Annotated in this window: 16 protein-coding genes; 9 read left to right on the plus strand and 7 right to left on the minus strand. The window is 69.5% G+C overall.

Going from position 1 to position 17,886, the window contains the following annotated elements; genetic code table 11:
- Positions 1-3: 3 nt before the first annotated feature.
- Genes VHC63_08275 through VHC63_08295 form a run of 5 tightly spaced genes read right to left on the minus strand, consistent with a single transcriptional unit; the run spans position 4 to position 4,623 of the window.
- Positions 4-1,206 carry an acetyl-CoA acetyltransferase gene (locus tag VHC63_08275; GenBank protein HVV36584.1) on the minus strand — a complete coding sequence of 401 codons (1,203 nt, stop codon included), beginning with the start codon at positions 1,204-1,206 and terminating at the stop codon, positions 4-6.
- 1 nt (position 1,207) lies between these two features.
- A complete protein-coding gene (locus VHC63_08280) occupies positions 1,208-2,632 on the minus strand; it encodes an OB-fold domain-containing protein (GenBank protein ID HVV36585.1) in 1,425 nt (474 codons plus the stop codon).
- Positions 2,629-2,931, minus strand: coding sequence for an antibiotic biosynthesis monooxygenase (locus VHC63_08285; protein ID HVV36586.1), 303 nt, complete (start codon positions 2,929-2,931; stop codon positions 2,629-2,631). The genes VHC63_08280 and VHC63_08285 overlap by 4 nt, the downstream gene beginning before the upstream one ends.
- Entirely contained in the window at positions 2,909-4,147 is a 1,239-nt protein-coding gene (locus tag VHC63_08290; protein HVV36587.1) for an acyl-CoA dehydrogenase family protein, read from the minus strand. The genes VHC63_08285 and VHC63_08290 overlap by 23 nt, the downstream gene beginning before the upstream one ends.
- 5 nt (positions 4,148-4,152) lie before the next feature.
- Positions 4,153-4,623 (minus strand): hypothetical protein, encoded by a 471-nt coding sequence (locus VHC63_08295; protein HVV36588.1) that lies wholly within the window; start codon positions 4,621-4,623, stop codon positions 4,153-4,155.
- A gap of 62 nt (positions 4,624-4,685) precedes the next feature.
- Between VHC63_08295 and VHC63_08300 the strand changes: the two genes are divergently transcribed.
- Positions 4,686-5,468, plus strand: coding sequence for a TIGR03084 family metal-binding protein (locus VHC63_08300; protein ID HVV36589.1), 783 nt, complete (start codon positions 4,686-4,688; stop codon positions 5,466-5,468).
- Between the two features lie 619 nt (positions 5,469-6,087).
- Here the strand turns inward: VHC63_08300 and VHC63_08305 are convergent.
- Positions 6,088-7,512 (minus strand): amidase, encoded by a 1,425-nt coding sequence (locus VHC63_08305; protein HVV36590.1) that lies wholly within the window; start codon positions 7,510-7,512, stop codon positions 6,088-6,090.
- Complete coding sequence (locus VHC63_08310; GenBank protein HVV36591.1) at positions 7,512-9,068, minus strand: fatty acid--CoA ligase; 1,557 nt, start codon at positions 9,066-9,068, stop codon at positions 7,512-7,514. The genes VHC63_08305 and VHC63_08310 overlap by 1 nt, the downstream gene beginning before the upstream one ends.
- 50 nt (positions 9,069-9,118) lie before the next feature.
- Between VHC63_08310 and VHC63_08315 the strand changes: the two genes are divergently transcribed.
- From VHC63_08315 to VHC63_08350, 8 genes are all read left to right on the plus strand, one after another.
- Positions 9,119-10,438, plus strand: coding sequence for a M20/M25/M40 family metallo-hydrolase (locus VHC63_08315; protein HVV36592.1), 1,320 nt, complete (start codon positions 9,119-9,121; stop codon positions 10,436-10,438).
- Positions 10,435-11,919 carry an AMP-binding protein gene (locus VHC63_08320; GenBank protein HVV36593.1) on the plus strand — a complete coding sequence of 495 codons (1,485 nt, stop codon included), beginning with the start codon at positions 10,435-10,437 and terminating at the stop codon, positions 11,917-11,919. Before VHC63_08315 ends, VHC63_08320 begins: the two co-directional genes overlap by 4 nt.
- Positions 11,916-13,115, plus strand: a complete 1,200-nt coding sequence (locus VHC63_08325; GenBank protein ID HVV36594.1) for an acyl-CoA dehydrogenase family protein — start codon at positions 11,916-11,918, stop codon at positions 13,113-13,115. The genes VHC63_08320 and VHC63_08325 overlap by 4 nt, the downstream gene beginning before the upstream one ends.
- A complete protein-coding gene (locus VHC63_08330; protein HVV36595.1) occupies positions 13,112-13,984 on the plus strand; it encodes a phytanoyl-CoA dioxygenase family protein in 873 nt (290 codons plus the stop codon). Before VHC63_08325 ends, VHC63_08330 begins: the two co-directional genes overlap by 4 nt.
- Positions 13,985-13,994: 10 nt before the next feature.
- Positions 13,995-14,417 (plus strand): OB-fold domain-containing protein, encoded by a 423-nt coding sequence (locus VHC63_08335; GenBank protein ID HVV36596.1) that lies wholly within the window; start codon positions 13,995-13,997, stop codon positions 14,415-14,417.
- Between the two features lie 10 nt (positions 14,418-14,427).
- Positions 14,428-15,597 (plus strand): thiolase family protein, encoded by a 1,170-nt coding sequence (locus tag VHC63_08340; GenBank protein ID HVV36597.1) that lies wholly within the window; start codon positions 14,428-14,430, stop codon positions 15,595-15,597.
- Positions 15,594-17,075 (plus strand): ABC transporter substrate-binding protein, encoded by a 1,482-nt coding sequence (locus VHC63_08345; protein ID HVV36598.1) that lies wholly within the window; start codon positions 15,594-15,596, stop codon positions 17,073-17,075. The genes VHC63_08340 and VHC63_08345 overlap by 4 nt, the downstream gene beginning before the upstream one ends.
- Before the next feature lie 5 nt (positions 17,076-17,080).
- Positions 17,081-17,886, plus strand: an 806-nt coding sequence (locus tag VHC63_08350) for a hypothetical protein (GenBank protein ID HVV36599.1), incomplete at its 3' end; no start/stop codon positions are given.

A 17,886-nucleotide genomic window follows, 5' to 3' on the forward strand; every position in this document is an offset into this window, starting at 1 on the left:
CGACTACGCGTTGGGCTCTGAGCCCACCACGCTGATAAACGAGACGCACTCGCCGGGGGCGCCGCCGAGGTTGTGCGTGAGCCCGAGCTTCTTGCCGGCCTTGACCGATGCGATGGCGCGTTCGTCGGGCGCTTCGTTGCGCAGTTGGAGCCAGCACTCGAACAGCATCCGCAGGCCCGACGCGCCGATGGGGTGACCGAAGGACTTGAGGCCGCCGTCGGGGTTGACCGGCAGTTCGCCGCCGAGGTCGTAGGTGCCGGCGATCGCTTCTTTCCACGCCATGCCGCGCTCCGCGAAGCCGAGGTCTTCCATCAGGACGAGTTCGGTCGGCGTGAAACAGTCGTGGACTTCGGCCATCGCGAGCGACGCCCGCGGGTCGTCGATGCCCGCTTGCTTGTAGGCGTCTTCGGCCGAGCGCACGACTTCGGTGAAGGTGGTGTAGTCGTACTCGGGGTCGATCGGCCCGTTGGCCGGACCGGCGACGAAGCTGAGTGCCTTCACGAACAGCGGCTTGTCGGTGTAGCGGTGCGCGTCTTCGGCGCGCACGATGACCGCGGCGGCGGAGCCGTCGCTCACGCCTGAGCAGTCGAAGATGCCGAGTGGGCCGGCGACCAGTGGCGAATTGCAGATCGCCTCCTTCGACACTTCCTTGCGGAACTGGGCGCGGGGGTTCCGCGCGCCGTTGTAGTGGTTCTTCCACGCGATGCGCGTCAGCACGTCTTTCATCTCGTCGTCGGTGACGCCGTACTTCTTGCAGTACGCCGGCGCCAGGAGCGAGAACATCGCCGGTGCCGTCATCGCCGCCTGGGTGCCGTCGCCGGCGACGTCTCCCACGACGAGACCCGAGAACCCCGAGTCCTTCAGCTTCTCGACGCCGATCGCCATCACGATGTCGTACGCGCCCGACGCCACGGCGTAGCAGGCGTTGCGGAACGCCTCGGAGCCGGTGGCGCAGAAGTTCTCGACGCGCGTGACGGGCTTGTAGTCGATCTTGAGCGGCCGGGCGAGGGTGAGGCCGCTGTAGCCCGATCCCATCGTGCCGAGCCAGAACGCGTCGATGTCGTCCTTGGCGACGCCCGCCGACGCGAACGCCGCGGTGGCGGCGTCGACGAGGAGGTCGTCGGCCGACTTGTCCCAGTGCTCGCCGAAGGGCGTGCAGCCCATGCCGACGATCGCGACCTGATCGCAGATTCCCTTGGACGCCATGTCAGCGCTCTCCTTCAGTCGTGGCGCGGATCGGCCGCGCCTTCCAGAAATAGTTCTGTACGCCCTGCGTCTCGTACAGCCGGCGGAACGTCATCTCGACGCGGTCGCCGATACGCACCGCGGCCGGGTCGACGTCGGTGAGCTCGCACTGGAAGCGGCCGCCGCCGTCGAAGTCGAGCACCGCCACGACCACCGGCGGGTTGAGCGAGAACGCGAGGCGGTCGACGGTGTAAGTGGCGATGGTGGCCTGCGCGTTCGCCAGCGACTCGGTCGACATGTGGTCGACGGCGCCGCAGCGCACGCACACACGCTGCGGCGGCAGGTGGCGCGTCGTGCAGTCGTCGCAGCGGCTGGCGACGAAGCCGAACTTCCAGTGCTCGCTGCGGAACGACGGCGGCGCGGCCGGGCGCAATGGTTCGGGCCGGCGCGGCGGCTCGCGGTGCAGCACGCCGCGCCACGTGAGGAACGACGCGTACGGCAGGGCGTCGTTGCCCGACGCCACGAGCGACGCCACCGACGCCGGCCGGCGCGCCGCGGTGATCGCGTCGGTGACGCGGAATACCAGCGCGTCGGCGCCGTCGGCGACCGACACCGCGAGGATCAACTGGCCGGGCGTGGCGCGGTCGAGGGCGTCGGCGAGGCCGAGACCGAGGAAGGCTGCGCCGGCGTTGCCCACGGTTGCGGTTAGGTCGGCCCCGAACGCATCGGCGCGCACGCCGAGGCCGCCGGCAATGACGCGGTTGGCGCGCGTGTGCAGCCCGCCGATCACGACGGCGTCGATCTCGTCGGCGGTGACACCGGCGCTTTTGAGCGCATCGTTGACGGCGTTGTGGGCCAGCGGCACGTACGCCTGCTCGCCGAAGCGCTCCTCCCACTGGCCCGACGACGTCGCGCCGGGCACGCGCCACCGGTCGAGGAACTCGGCGCTGGAAGCACCGGTGCCGATCAACTCCGCGATCACGTTGTCGCCGGACCCGATCAGGAACGCGGCGGCGGCGTCGCCGCCGCCGGCTTCGTCGGCGCCGCCGGGCAAACCGATGCGGATGTCGGATGTCACGACCAGACTCGGTGCGTCGCCGCGCAGCGCGAGGCGCAACGCGCCGACCGCAGATCGCGTCGCGCCGAGCGCGTCGAACGCGGGAACCGACTCGTCGAGCATGAGCGCGGCGTGGATCGCGGTGGCGTTGGTCTTGTCGAGGTACGCCGGCGCGGTCGTCGCGAACACGACGGCCTCGGGATGGGCGCCGTCGGGCGCGGCCGCGAGGCAGGCGCGCGCCGCTTCGACGCCCATCGACGTGGAGTCCTCGTCGTACGACGCCACCGCGCGCGTCCCACGGCCACCGCCGGCGCCGAGCACGGCGGTGATGGCGCTGCGCTGCAAGCGGTTGTACGGGACGTAAGCGCCGTAGCTGATGAGCCCCGTCATGCGAACACCGTCGGCACGTCGGACTCGATCCACAAGTCGCGGCTCAACTTCTCCGGGTCGATGCCGGCGCGCTGGAGGAACTCGGCACGCTGCTCCATGTCGTATTTGGCGAACGCCTGCTCGAAGGCTTCCACGCTCTCCCACCGCTCGACGAAGGTGACGCGGTTGGGGTTGCCGTGGGCCTGGAACACCTCGAGCGACACGAAGCCTTCGGGGTGCGCAACCTGACCGTTGAGCCAGATCATGGCGTCGCGGAAGGCCTCGTAGCTGGGCACCTCAGCGCTTGCTTGCAGCAACATGCATGTCTCCTAGTTCGCGGAACGGTACGTCGCGGTCGAAACTCGGCTCGCGCGGAAGCCCGAGGACGGTTTCGCCGATGATGTTGCGCTGGATCTCGTCGGTGCCGCCGCCGATGTGCATGGCGAAGCTGGCGAGGATGCTGTCGCCCCAGCGCGTCGCTTCGGCGTCGTGGTCGCCGAGCAACATGCCCGCCGCACCCACCAAGCCCGCGCCCGCGAGTGCGACGTCGGTGCCGGCGATGGCGGCGAACAGTTTCAGCACCGACACTTCGGGGCCGGGGATCGCGTTGCGCGACAGCGCGGTCCGCACGCGGGCGGTCGTCAGGTCGAACAAGCGCGCCAGCGTGTAGGCCCGTGCCACGCGCTGGCGGGCGACGGTGTCGGCCCGCGTCTCGCGCGCCAGGGTGAGGAGCGGCGCGATCGTGTCGCTCATCGGCACCATCGCACCGGCGGACAACCGCTCGTTCATCATCGTGGTGCGCGCCACGCGCCAGCCGTCGTTGTAGTCGCCGACCAGGTTCGCCGCCGGCAGGCGCACGTCGTTGAAGAACACCTCGTTGAAATGTGACGCGCCGTTGAGTTGCTTCAGCGGGCGCACCTCCACGCCGGACGTGTCCATCGGGACGATGAAGGCCGAGATGCCGTGGTGCTTCGGCACGTCCGGATCGGTGCGGAAGACGCCGAGGCCGAGGTCGCAGTAGTGCGCGCCGCTCGTCCACACCTTCTGGCCGTTGAGGACGAAGTCGTCTCCGTCGCGCTCGGCGCGGGACTTCAGCCCCGCGAGATCGGACCCGGCATCGGGCTCGCTCCACAGCTGGCACCAGATCTCGTCGCCGGTCGCCATCGGGGGCAGGTAGCGCTGCTTCTGCTCGTCGCTGCCGTGGGCGATGATCGTGGGCCCGATCATGCCGAGGCCGATCGTGAAGAGCTGGACGGGCACGTCGTAGCGCGCCAGTTCCTCGTTGTAGACGATCGACTCGAGCGGTCCGGCGCCGCGGCCCCCGTATTCCTTCGGCCAGGTCAGCGCGCCCCAACCCGCGTCGAACAGCTCGCGCTGCCACTTCTTGCCGAGCGCGATGCCTTCGGGCGTGTCGTCGAAGCCCTGGAGCACCGACAGCGACTGCGATGCCGTGTCCTTCAGCTCGGCGTGCGCGTCGAACCAGGCGCGCACCTCGGCGCGGAACGCGGCCTCGGTGGGAGAGTCTTCGAAGTCCACGGCGCTCAGCCCTGCCGCGGGCTGGTCATGGCCACGACGGCGTTGTGCAACCAGTGCATCCCGCCGAGCGCGTCGCGCAGCTGCGGGGGCATCGGGGTGCGCACGATTCGCTCGAGCTTCCCGTCGGCTTCGAGCTGGGCGGCGAGTGTGCCGACTTCGGCGTCGCGCGCCGTGTCGGCGCCGAAGACGTGGTGGGCGAGCGGTTCGACGGTTTCCCAGTCGGCGATGTTGTTGCTGTCGGCGTCGGCCGGCGGCAGTTCGACCGCGGAGGTCACGACACCGTCACGGACGCGCACGACCCACCCGACGCGTTCGGCGCCCGCCGGCAACAGCCGCGGCGGGACGTCGACGAACTCCTCGCCGAACACGTAGTCGACACCGCGCAGGTCCACCCCGGAGTCGGCGACCTTCTTGTCGATCAGGTCACACAGCGCCTGGAGCCACGCCTGGCTCGCGAACTCGTGCGTCTGCGTCATGCACCCCTCGCTCTCGATGTAAACGACGGTTGACTCTAGCGTGGGTTAACGTCCGCGTCGCCGTGGACATCCTCGCTGACCTCGCCGACGAATACGCCGCACTCGACGCGCTCGTCGCCGACCTCGACGCGGCGGGCCTCGACACGCTCACGCCCGCCGAGGGGTTCACCGTGCGCGACGAGTTGTCGCACCTCGCATTCAGCGAGGAGTTGGCGTCGCTCGCCGCGCTGGACGCCGATGCGTTCCGGGCCAAGCTCGACGACCTGCTCGCCGATCTCCTCAGCGCCGAGGGCGGCCCGAAGCTGCGGGCGGCGTCGATGGCGCCCGCCGAGTTGATCGGGTGGTGGCGCACCGAACGGCAGCGCACGCTCGACGCGTTGCGCGCCCACGCCGTCACGGACCGCATCCCGTGGGTCGTCGGCGACATGAGCGTGACGTCGTTCGCCACCGCCCGTCTGATGGAGACGTGGGCGCACGGCCAGGACGTCGTCGATGCGTTGGGTCTCGACCGCGCGCCCACGGCGCGGCTGCGTCACATCGCGGAGCTCGGCGTGCGGACGCGCGGCTTCAGCTACGCCGTGCGCGGGATGGCGAAACCCGACGCCGACGTGCGCGTTGCGCTCACCGGTCCCGACGGCGACGCGTGGGAATGGGGCGCGCCCGATGCGGCCGACTCCGTCACCGGCCCGGCGCTCGACTTCTGCCTCGTCGTCACCCAGCGCCGCCACGTGCTCGACACCGCGCTCGAGGTGACGGGCGCCGCCGCCGATGAGTGGATGGCGATCGCCCAGGCCTTCGCCGGCCCCCCGACCGACGGCCGCCCCGCCGGCAGCTTCCCTCGTTAGCCGGCCTTCGCGAGCGCGGGTCGAACCGTCCCACCACGACACGACGCCGGCACTCCCCGAACGTCACTTTTGCGACGCTTTCTGGGGGGCGAATTGGGCTCCGAGCACCGGTTTCACCCCCGCAAACGGGCGTGAGTCTTGTGGGTCCCCGGCCGCCGGCTCGTGGCGCCGCTCGGGTCATTTAGCCGGCATTCGGTTCGAGGCGTTGCAGGACCCATCGGGGCCCACCCCGTGGTCTTGGGTGTTTCCGGTTGAGCCGACAAATACGCGACGAGGTCGTCCTCGGTGTACAGATCGCACCAAGCCCCGACCCGAACGACGCGCAAAGTCACCATCAGATCGTGGTCGATGGATGGTTCCCAAGGCGCGTCCTAGCGCCGGACAGGAAAACGTCCCCTCGGGACTTCGCGACCCAAGGGCTGTTCCGCGAACCGCCTTGGCGGAGCGCGAGAAGTGCCGCTCTCGCGTGGTCAGGTAGGCCGCGCAGGCGTCGCCTGCCGGAGCCCGTTGGCGACGACAGTCGCGCCACACCTGTTTCTTTCACGGAGCGATGCCGATCTCGACAGTCGCGAAAGTGGAGAAGAATCCACATTGTGGCTCGTCGGTGTCGGCGGCGCTTCTATGACGACGGGGCGAGCTTCGGCCAGGGGTGGAGTTCTTCGAAGCGGGCGGCGACGGCGAGGGCGAGTGCGTCATCGTGACGGCGCGCCACGATCTGCATCCCGACGGGTAACCCGTCGACGAAGCCCGCGGGGACCGACACGACGGGATTGCCGGAGAAGTTGAACGGCGCCACGAACGCGGCTGGTGCCGCCGGGCCGATCTCTTCGCCGTCCACTACCCGCGGGATGGGGCCGGCGGCGCCGAAGGCGGTCATCGGCATCGTCGGCATGAGGATGACGTCGACCTCGTCGAAGAGCGACGCGATCGCCATGTTCACTGCGTGGCGCGCCTGGTGATTGGCGGCCACGCCCTCGATGGTGAGGGCCGACGGGTCGAAGGACCCCATGAGCAGGTCGGCGGCGCCCTCGGTGTTCATCATGTTGGTCATGACCTCGGGCATGGCATCGACGGTGGTCGGGTCCCAGTCGGCGCGCACGAGCGCGCCGCCGAGGGTCAGCATCGGCGGCAGGTCGAGCGCCAGGCCGTCGACGCGCCGCAAACCGGTGCCGGCGATCAGAGTTGTGGCCGCGGCCTCGACGACGTCTCCGACCGCCGGTTCGGACGGCGAGAGGCTGTTGCGCCGCAGCACGGCGACGCGAACGCCGCTGAGGTCGATCTCCTCGATGGCGCGCTCGAAGGGCACCTCAGGTGCGGGCAGCGACATCGGGTCGCGCTGGTCGACGCCGGCGGCGCAGTCGAGATAGCGCGCCGCGTCGCCCACCGACCGCGCCAGCGGCCCGTAGTGCGTGAGATTGGCCCCGCCGAGGTACCCGGGGCCGCGGGGGATGCGACCGAGGGTTCCCTTCACGCCGACGACGCCACAGCAGGCGGACGGCGTGCGGATCGAGCCGCCCATGTCGCTGCCGGTCGCGAGGGCTACGAGCCCCGCGACGAGCGATGCCGCCGCGCCGCCGCTCGAGCCGCCGGGGGTGCGTTCGAGGTTCCACGGGTTGCGGGTCACGCCGTGCAGGACCGAGTTGGTGAAGAACAGCAGGCCGAGTTCGGGCGACGCGGTGAGGCCGACGGGCACGGCGCCGGCGGCGAGCAGGCGCGCCGACATGGTGGTGGTGTGCGTGGCGATGTTGTCCTTGAACGCGGTGCTGGCCCGCGTCTCGGGCCACCCCTCGACCGACTCGAGTTCCTTGATGCCGAGCGGGACGCCGGCGAGCGGGCCCGGGTCCTCGCCGCGCTTGACCGCGGCGTCGACGTCGGCGGCGACGCCGCGCGCCCGCGCTTCGTCGAGGAAGACCATCGCGTTGATGGCGTCGTTGTGCGACTCGATGCGGGCGAGGTGCTCGTCGAGGACGTCGACGGCGCTGAGCTTTCCGGCGCGAACTTCGTCGGCGATGGTGCGGGCGTCGAGCCCGATCGAGGTGTCCATCAGTTGACCCGCCGCGCTTTGCCCTCCCAGAAGGGGGCGCGCAGTTCGCGCTTGAGGATCTTGCCGCTCGGGTTGCGGGGCAGCACGTCGACGACGTCGACCGACGTCGGGCACTTGTAGTGAGCGAGTCGCTCGCGAGCGAACGCGATGATCTCGGTCTCGTCGATGGTCGCGCCCGGCGCCGCCACCACCATCGCCTTGGGCGTCTCGCCCCAGCGCTCGCTCGGCACGCCGATGACAGCGACGTCGGCGATCGCGGGATGCGACATCAGCGCGTTCTCGATCTCGGCCGGATAGATGTTCTCGCCGCCGGAGATGATCATGTCCTTCACGCGGTCGTGGATGTAGACGTAGCCGTCGGCGTCGAGGTAGCCGGCGTCACCGGTGCGCAGCCAGCCGTCGGCGATCAGCGTCTCGGCGGTGGCTTCGGGCAGGTTGTGGTAGCCGATCATGTTCTGCGGGCTGCGGATGAGGATTTCGCCGACCTCGCCCGCCGGCACCGCCTCGAGCGTCTCGGCGTCGACGACCTTGACCTCGCTGCCCGGCATCGCCTTGCCGGCGGCGCGCAGGCGGTGCTTGTTGGGCCCGGCGGGGTCGTGGTCCTCCGGCGGTAGCAGCACGACGCCGCCGGTGGTCTCGGTCATGCCGTACGCCTGGACGAACGAGCAGCCGAACGTGCGCACGGCGTCGACGAGTACTTCCTCGGAGATCGGCGACGCGCCGTAGACGAGCACCTCCATGCTGGTGAAGTCGGCGGTGCGCGCCTGGGGGAGTTGCAGCACGAACTGGATGACCGCCGGCACGAGGACGGTGTGGGTGATGCGGTGCTGCTCGATGACGTCGATGACCGCCGCCGGGTCGACCTCGCGCATGAGCACGTTGGGGCAGCCGTTGTACAGACCGACGATGCCCCACGCGCCGCCGGCGACGTGGAAGGTCGGCATGGCGACGAGATTCACGGACGCATCGGTGAATCCGAGCATCTCGTTGTTGGCGTGCACGCTGGCGAACAGGTTCTCGTTGGTGAGCATGACGCCCTTGGGCCGTCCGGTGGTGCCCGACGAGTAGAACTGCAGCGCGACGTCATTGGGCGCCGGGTCGATGCGGGGATCCTCGGAGGGCTGGCGCGCCAGCCAGGTCTCGTAGCTCTCGTCCGCCGGGCTGTTGCCGAGCACCAGCACCTTCTGGATTGTCGTGAGTTCGCCGCGGATGGCGTCGAGCATCGGCAGGAACTCTTCGCTGACGATCAGCAGCTTCGCCTGCGAGTCGTTGATGACGTAGGCCGCTTCGGGTGGTGCCAGGCGCCAGTTGACGGCGCACAGCACGGCGTTGAGCTTTGCCGTGCCGAACACCGCCTCGAAGTACTCGGGGCCGGTCTTGTCGAGGAAGGCGACGCGGTCCTGGGCGCCGAGCCCCTCGCTGCGGATGCCTTGCGCGAACCGGTTCGAGCGCGCGTCGAGCTCGGCGTAGGTGATGGTGCGCTCGTCGTCGACGAGCGCGGCGCGATCGGGCACCGCCTTCGCGTGACCGCGCACGATGTCAGCAAGGCTCTCCACGTTTTCCCCCTCCATTGCTGTGAACGGCGGCTTACTCTAGTCTCGCCATGGTGAGCGACGTTGTGGGGATCGTCCAGCAGCTGATCCGAAACCGGTGTGTCAACGACGGAACGCCCGAATCGGGCGAGGAACTACGCAATGCCGACGTGCTCACCAACTTCCTCGAAGGCGCGGGGCTCGAGGTCGAGCGCATCACGACCGCCCCGGGCCGGGCCAACGTCGTGGCCCGCATCGAAGGCTCGGATCCGAACGCACCGACGCTGTGCCTGCTCGGCCACACCGACGTCGTGCCGGTCAACGAGGAGCGCTGGCAGCACGACCCGTTCTGTGGCGACCTGATCGACGGCTACGTATGGGGTCGCGGTGCCATCGACATGTTCAACCTCACCGGCTCCATGGCCGTGGCGATGAAGCACCTCGCGGCGTCGGGCTTCACGCCGAAGGGCACGCTGATCTACGCCGCCGTGGCCGACGAAGAGGCCGGGGGGCACTACGGCGCCGAACAACTCGTCGAGCACGAGGCTGACCACGTTCGCTGCGACTACGTCATCACCGAGTCCGGCGGCATGCCGCTCGACTCGCCCGCCGGCCTGCGCCTGCCCGTCCTCACCGACGAGAAGGGTCCGATGTGGAGCCGTCTGCGCGTCAACGGCACGCCCGGCCACGGCTCGATGCCCTACGAAGCCGACAACGCGCTCATCAAGGCGGCCGAGATCGTGCGCCGCCTTGCCGAGTGGCGCCCGGTGGCCCGCATCGACGACGTATGGCGCGGTTTCGTCGAGGGCCTCGGCATCCCGGCGGAGCTGGCGGAGCCGATGCTGCGCGCCGAAGGCTTCGAAGAGGGCATCGCCGTCCTGCCGCCGGGGCTCAAGAAGATGGCGTACTCGTGCACCCACACGACGATCACCCCGACGGTGATGCACGGCGGGAGCAAGGTCAACATCATCCCCGAGACCGTCGACATCGACTTCGACGTCCGCACGCTGCCCGGCCATGGGCGGGCCGATGTCGAAGCGATGCTCGCCGAGGTGATCGGCGACCTCGCGGATTGCGTCGAGATCCAGGTGGGGCGGGAGGACGCGGCAACCGAGTCACCGATCGACACGCCGCTGTGGGATTCGATGACGCGCGTCGCCCGGCAGTTCTACGCCGACGCCACGCTGCTGCCGATGCGGATGCCGGGGACCACCGACGCACGGCACTTCCGCCGCGCCGGCGCGGTCGGTTACGGGTTCGGCCTGTTCAGCCGGAACATGGGCCTCGAGGAACTCGCCACGATGGGCCACGGCGACAACGAGCGCGTCGACGTCGAGTCGCTCGAGATGTGCACGCAGCTGTTCGAGAGCCTCGCCCGGGACTTCCTCGGATGAGCCTTCCCGCGTTCATCTCGATCGGCGCCCACGTCACGATGTGGGCGCAGGAAAAGCCCGACGACGTCGCGCTGATCGTCGTGGCGCGCGACCGCAGCGAGCGCAGCCTCACGTGGCGTGAACTCGACGAGGCGTCGAACCGGTACGCGCGGTTGTTGCAGTCGAAGGGTGTCGACGCGGACAGCACCGTCGGCATCGGTCTACCGAACTCGATCGAGCACGTCGTCACGCTGATCGCCACGTGGAAGCTCGGCGCGTGCGTGCTGCCCCTCGACGCCCGCATGCCCGCGCCCGAGCGCGACGCGCTGCTCGACCTCGCGAAGCCCGCGGCCGTTGTCGCCGCGTGGACCGACGTACCCGGCGTGGTCGACGTCGCCGATGCCGCGTCGTTCCCGGCGGACGCATTGCCAGACGTCACTCCGCATCCCGGACGGGCCATCGCGTCGGGCGGCTCGACGGGACGGCCCAAGATCATCGTGGACCCGATGCCGCTCGCGGTACCGAAGGGCGCGTACGCGTTCGGCCTCGCCGACCTCGGTGTGACGCACGGCCAGCGCCACCTCGTCGGCTCGCCGCTGTTCCACAACTTCGGCAACGGCCAGGTGATGGTCGGCGTGTACGAGGCGCACACGCTGATCGTGATGGAGCGCTTCGACGCCGAGCTCGCGCTCGACATCGTCGAGCAGCACCGCGTCCAGTACATGACGACGGTCCCCACGATGATGCAGCGCATGCTGCGCGTGCCCGACGTGGCGCAGCGTGACCTGTCGAGCGTCGAGGGCCTGCTGCACACCGCTGCGGTGTGCCCGCCGTGGGTCAAGCGTGGCTGGATCGACCTCATCGGCGCCACCAAGGTGCACGAGGTGTTCGGGTCGACCGAAGCGGTCGGCGCCTGCCTCATCCACGGCGACGAGTGGCTCGAGCGCCCGGGCAGCGTCGGTCGCCCGATGCGCTCGCAAGTGCGCGTCCTCGACGACGACGGCAACGACCTGCCGCCCGGTGAAGTCGGCGAGATCTTCATGCGACAGGAAGGGCTGCTGCCGACCAGCGACGGGTCCGGCCCGTCGTTCCAGTACCTCGGCGGCGCGTCGATCAAAGGTACCGACGACGGGTTCTCCAGCGTGGGCGACCTCGGCTGGCTCGACGACGAAGGGTTCCTCTTCCTCGCTGACCGCCGCGTCGACATCGTGATCACGGGCGGCTCCAACGTGTACCCCGCGGAAGTCGAGGCCGCGCTGTCCGAGCACCCCGGCGTGGTCGACGTCGGCGTCGTCGGGGTGCCCGACGACGACCTCGGCAAGCGCGTGCACGCCATCGTGCAACCGGCCGACCCCGCGCCGACGGCGGAGGAGTTGCGCGCACACTGCACGGCGCGCCTCACGCAATACAAGGTGCCGCGCAGTTTCGAGTTCGTCGAGAAGTTGCCGCGCAACGACGCCGGCAAGCTGCGCCGCTCGGCATTGGTGGCCGAACGCTCGTGAAGGACTGGCTCGACGACGCCACTGCCTGGCTCGACGCCAACGCGCCCCGGCGCGCGTCCGTCGCGGAGGTCGAATGGGGCGAAGGCAGCGACGCCGTCGCCGTGTTCCGCAACCTTCCCGCCGCCGCCGAACGCGCCCACATCGACGCGCTGCGCGCCTGGCAGCGCAAGAAGTTCGACGCCGGCTACGGCGCCATCGCGTGGCCGACCGACGTCGGCGGCGCCGGCCTCACGCCGGCACACGCGAACGCGTTCGCCGTACTCGAAGCCGGCTACGCGACGCCCGAGAGCCACGAGGCGTTCACCATCAGCATGGAGTTGGTCGGGCCGACGATCCTCACGTGCGGCACGCCCGAACAACAGCAGCGCTACGTCCCGCCGCTTCGCCGCGCGGACGAGATGTGGTGCCAGCTGTTCTCCGAGCCGAGCGCGGGTTCCGATCTGGCTGCGCTGGCGACCTCCGCGGTGCGCGACGGCGACACATGGGTCCTCAACGGCCAGAAGGTGTGGACGTCGGGCGCGCAGTATGCCGACTTCGGCTACATCCAGACCCGCACCGATCCGTCGGCGCCGAAGCACGCGGGCATGACGGCGTTTCTGGTCCCGATGGACGCGCCCGGTGTCGAGGTGCGCCCGCTGCGCCAGATGAGCGGTGGCTCGTCGTTCAACGAAGTGTTCCTGACCGACGTGCGCGTACCCGACGCCGACCGGCTCGGCGACGTCGGCGGCGGGTGGGGCGTCGCGCTCACGACGCTCGGATTCGAGCGGATGGCGGCGAGCGAGGGCGGCGAAGGCGGCGAATCCGATCCCGTCGACCGCCTCGTCGCGCTCTCGCGCCACCTCGGGCGCGCGCAGGACGGTGTCGTGCGCCAGCAGCTCGCGGCGGCGTGGACGGCCCGGACGGTGCACGCGCTCACCCTCGAACGCGCCGCGCAGGCGCATAAGGCCGGCGGCGTGCCTGGTCCCGAAGGATCGCTCGGCAAGCTCGGCAAGACGCGCGAGCTGCAACTCACCGCGGCCGCAGCTGCGAACGTGCTCGGCCCTCGACTCGGCGCCGACAGCGGCGAGTGGGGCACCTACGCGTGGAGCGAGTTCGTGAGTGGGCTGCCCGGCTTCCGCATCGCCGGCGGCACCGACGAGATCCAGCGCAACATCATCGGCGAGCGCGTGCTCGGACTGCCACGGGAGCCGCGATGACACCCGACGCCATCACCGAAGACCTCCGCGCCGTCCAGGCCGCGCTCGCCGAGCACGACCTGCTCGCCAACGCGCTCGAACTCGACACCGTCGGCTACACGGTCGTGCCGCCAGAGAAGGCCGCGCCTGCGGGTTTCGTCGACGAGGTGCGCGAGCGGCTGCTCGACGTGGCCGAGCGCCGCGAAGGCGCGCGCCCCGACGTGACCGGCGGGTCGACGCACGAGAACCACAAGCTGCCGAACTACTACTACCTGCTGTTCGAAGACCCGATCTTCGAGCAGTTGCTGATGCAGCCGAGCGCGTTGGCGCTTGTGACGCAGCTGTGCGGGTGGAGTTGCGTGTTGAGCACGTCGACGGCGCTGATCAAAGGCCCGTCGACGAAGGATCCCGAGCGGCTCGACATCGCCCTGCACTGCGACACCGAAATGCACCCGCCGCCATTCCCGCTGTACGCGCAGTACGCCAACGCCACATGGTTGCTGAGCGACTACTCGCGCGAGGGCGGCTCGCTCGGGTTCGTCCCCGGGAGCCACTTGCTTTGCCGCCAGCCCAACGGCGGCGAAGGCCTCGACCGTCTCGTGCCCCTCGAAGCACCGGCCGGTTCGCTCGTCGTCTGGCACGGCAACACGTGGCACGGCGCGTACCGGCGCCAGACGCCGGGCCTGCGCATGGCGATCGCATTCCTCTTCGCCCGCCGCTACCTGCTGCCGCGCGAGCCCTACCGCGAGGACACGACCCCCGAGATGCTCGACCGCAACCCGCCGCGCTTCGCCACGCTCATGGGCCAGCACGTCATGGCCGGGTGGCGCGCCGAGGGCCCGGACTACTCACGCCTGGACACGCGTGCCGTGCCCACGGTGTTCACCTAGGAGGTTGACCATGCAACGCGCGATCGACGAATCGCTCTTCACCTGGCCGGCGGACGAGCCGCGCCTGATCGGTTCCAAATGCGATGGGTGTGGAACCGCCACGTTCCCCCGCGCCCGCAGCTGCCCGCGCTGCGGCGCGGCCGACATGCCGACGCTGGAGTTGTCGCCGGAGGGCACCCTGTGGACCTTCACCACCCAGGAGTTCGAACTGAAGGAGCCCTACCGCCTCGCCGGCCAACGCCAGTTCGAGACGTTCGGCCTCGGCTACGTCGAGTTGCCCGACAACGTGAAGGTCGAGACCCGCCTCACCGAGAGCGACCCCGAGAAGCTCGAGATCGGCATGGACATGAAGCTCGTTTTCATCCCCGCCTACACCGACCCCGACGGCACCGAAGTGATGACCTTTGCCTTCGCGCCCGCGCAGAAAGTCTGAGGAGTAAACCATGGAAATTGCAGACGTCGCCATCGTCGGCATCGGCATCTACCCGTTCGGACGCCACGAGGGCGTGGCCGCCGTCGACATGGGCGCCATTGCCGTGCGCAACGCGATGCGCGACGCCGGCGTCGAGTTCAACGACCTGCAGTTCGCCTTCGGGGGCAGCCTCGGCGGCATGCTCGGCCACGACTCGCCGACGGCCGACACGCTCGTCAACGAGCTGGGGCTCACCGGCCTGCAGTTCATCAACGTGATGAACGGGTGCGCGACGGCGGGCTCCGCGCTGTCGATGGCGGCCACCACCGTCGCGTCGGGACAGTTCGACCTCGGCCTCGCCGTGGGGTTCGACAAGCATCCGCGCGGACACTTCAACGCCGACCCCGCAACCGCCGGCATCGGCCCGTGGTACGGCGAACAAGGCCTCATGGTGACCACCCAGTTCTTCGCCATGAAGATCAACCGCTACATGCACGAGCACGGCATCTCGCACTCGACGCTGGCGAAGGTGGCGGCCAAGGCCTACCGGAACGGGTCGATGAACCCAAACGCCTGGCGGCGCGAACCCATGACGGAGGAGCAGATTCTCAACTCGCGGATGCTCAACTATCCGCTGACGCAGTTCATGTTCTGCTCGCCCGACGAGGGTGCGGCCGCGGTCATCGTGGCGCGGGCCGACAAAGCGCACCTCTACACCGACAAGCCCGTGTACATCCGCGGCGCCACCGTGCGCTCGCGCCGCTTCGGGTCCTTCGAAGTGTTCAGCCCATGGGTGGCGGGCGAGATGGCCGAGAGCCCGACGGTCGACGCGTCCCGCGCGGTGTACGAGATGGCGGGCATCGGTCCCGAAGACGTCGACGTCGCCCAGATCCAGGACAGCGAAGCCGGTGCGGAGATCATCCACATGGCGGAGAACGGCTTTTGCAAGGACGGCGAGCAGGAGGCGCTGATCCAGGCGGGCGAGACCGAGATCGGCGGCAAGCTGCCGATCAACACCGACGGCGGCCTCATCGCCAACGGCGAGCCGATCGGTGCATCGGGCATGCGCCAGATCTACGAGACCGTGCTCCAGCTGCGCGGCGACGCCGGCCCGCGGCAGGTGCCGAACAATCCGCGCGTCGGCTACACGCAGGTGTACGGCGCTCCGGGAATCGGCGCGTGCACGATCCTGACGCGGTGACACTTCGCCGCGGCGCGCTGGTGATCGCCGCGCTGCTCGCGCTGACCGCGTGCGGGTCAGGCGGCGGGCGCCCGCTGAACATGGCGGACGCGTTCTCCCGCGACACCACCACTACGACGGCCGCCGCGGTCCCGGCGACCACGGACACGTCGGTCGGCGCGGCCGACACGGCGGGGTCGGGTGTGGCGGTGGCAGGCCGCAGCGCTGTTGCCACCAGCACGAGCCACGCGACGTCCGTGACCCGCGCCGGTAAGACCGTGCTGGCGCGCGGCGTGAAGTCGGATCGCATCATCCTGGGCTGGGAAGGGCTCTCCGACAGCGCGGCTGGCGCGGTGGCTGCCGTCGGTGTCACGGCACGCGAGGTGTCCGAGGCCGACCAGAAGGCGCAGGTCGACGCGATGGTGAAGGACATCAACGCCCGCGGCGGCATCGGCGGGAAGAAGGTCGTGATGCTGTACCACTTCGTGGACGTCACGCAGGGCACCGCGGATACGCGCGCCCAGCAGACGTGCGAGTTCTTCACCAACGACAACGAGATCTTCGCGCTGGTGTTGCGGGCCAATCACAACGGGACGCTGTCGGCGTGCATGGCCCAGCACAAGACACCGGTGATCGACGTGAGTTCCACGGTGCTGCCCGTCGACCAGAAGGACCTCGACGAGCGCTACCCCTACCTGTACCTGCCGCTGCACGTGAACCTGAGCCGTCTCGGGGCGTACATCGACGCCCTGGCACAGCAGCACTTCCTCGACGGCGGGGCCCGCGTCGGTCTGCTGCGCTACGACATGCCCGCCCACAAGCGCGCCCGTGACCAGGTCATCGTGCCGGCGCTCGCACGCCACGGATCCAAGCTGACCGACGAGTTCGCCTTCACGCCGGTGCGCGAGGTCGCCGACCTCGGCCAGGAAGGTACACAGGCGGCGAATGCGGCGCTGCGCTTCAAAGCCGAAGGCATCAACCGGGTGATCTTCCTTCCCTCGGCGTGGACGATTCTGACTGTCTTCCCGAAAGAGGCGAACTCGGCCGGCTACAAGCCGCGCTACGGCGTCGACAGTTGGGAGTCGCCCGAGTACCTGCGGAACAACGCGCCCGCCGCGCAGCTCCAGGGCGCTGTCGGCCTTGGGTGGTTGCCGCACGACGACGTCCCGCCGAACGTTGCGCTCGCCGAGGAGCGGACGCTGCCCGACTGGAGTCACTGCGCCGCCGCGCTGAAAGCCGCGGGCTACCCGGAAGACTTCGCGACATACTGCACGCCGTTCCTTTTCCTCAAGGAGGCGATGGCGCGTGGGACTGGGCTCACCGCAGCGGGGTTGCGTGCTGGCGCCGACAAGCTGGGCGCGGCGCCGTACTCGACCGCGAATTTCGGCACGTTCTTCGGCCCGGGTCGTAGCGACGGCGCGAGCCTGGGGCGCAACATCGCGTTCGACGGTGGGTGCGCGTGCTTCACGTACGTGAGCGCGCCGTACCCCATCCCATGAGGCGCGTGCTCGTCGTCGTGGTGACGGTCCTGTTCTTCAGCGGGCTCGTGGGCCTGTCGGTGCACTCGACGTTCGGCGAGTCGGCGAGCCAGGGCACCGACGACACTGCGCTGAGCGTCGGCGGCGGCCCCGCCGTGGACGACACCACGCCGGCGGACTTGGGCGCGAGCGGCGACGCGTCGGTGGGCGGCGTCGTGGCGACCGATGCCGGAGGGGCAACGGGAGCGACGACCGCGCCGCTACAGCGTCGTACGACGACCAGTGTCGCCAAGAGCAGTGCCACCAAACCGATCGTGATCGGCATTCACGACGACAACACCGCATCCGCCGCGCAGGCCTACGGCGTCAAGGGACTCCAAGGCAGCCAGATGCCCTGGATCAACGAAGTCATCGACTGGATCAACAAGAACGGCGGGATGGGCGGGCGCAAGCTCGAGGTAGTGGCGCACGTGACGGAAAACCTCAACGGGACCTTCGACCAGCAGGCGCAAGAAGCGTGCGTCGACTTCACGGAAGACCATCACGTCGTCGCGGTCGTGGGCGGCGCCAAGATCCCGACGCTCAACCTCGTCGACTGCCTGGCCAAGCACAAGACGCCGCTGGTGTGGGACTACCACTTCATGGCCGACGGCGCGACGCTCGACCGTTACGCCGACTACCTCTACATGCCCACGATGGTGCGCCTCGAGCGCATGGGTGTGTGGATCGACGCGATCGCGGAGCGCGGGTTCTTCGCCAACAGCAAGATCGGCCTCGTCCGCTACGACGAACCGCTGTCGAAGCGCCTGGCCGATCAGGTGATCAAGCCGCG

The sequence above is a fragment of the Acidimicrobiales bacterium genome, from assembly GCA_035546775.1.
Taxonomy (GTDB): Bacteria; Actinomycetota; Acidimicrobiia; order Acidimicrobiales; family JACCXE01; genus JACCXE01.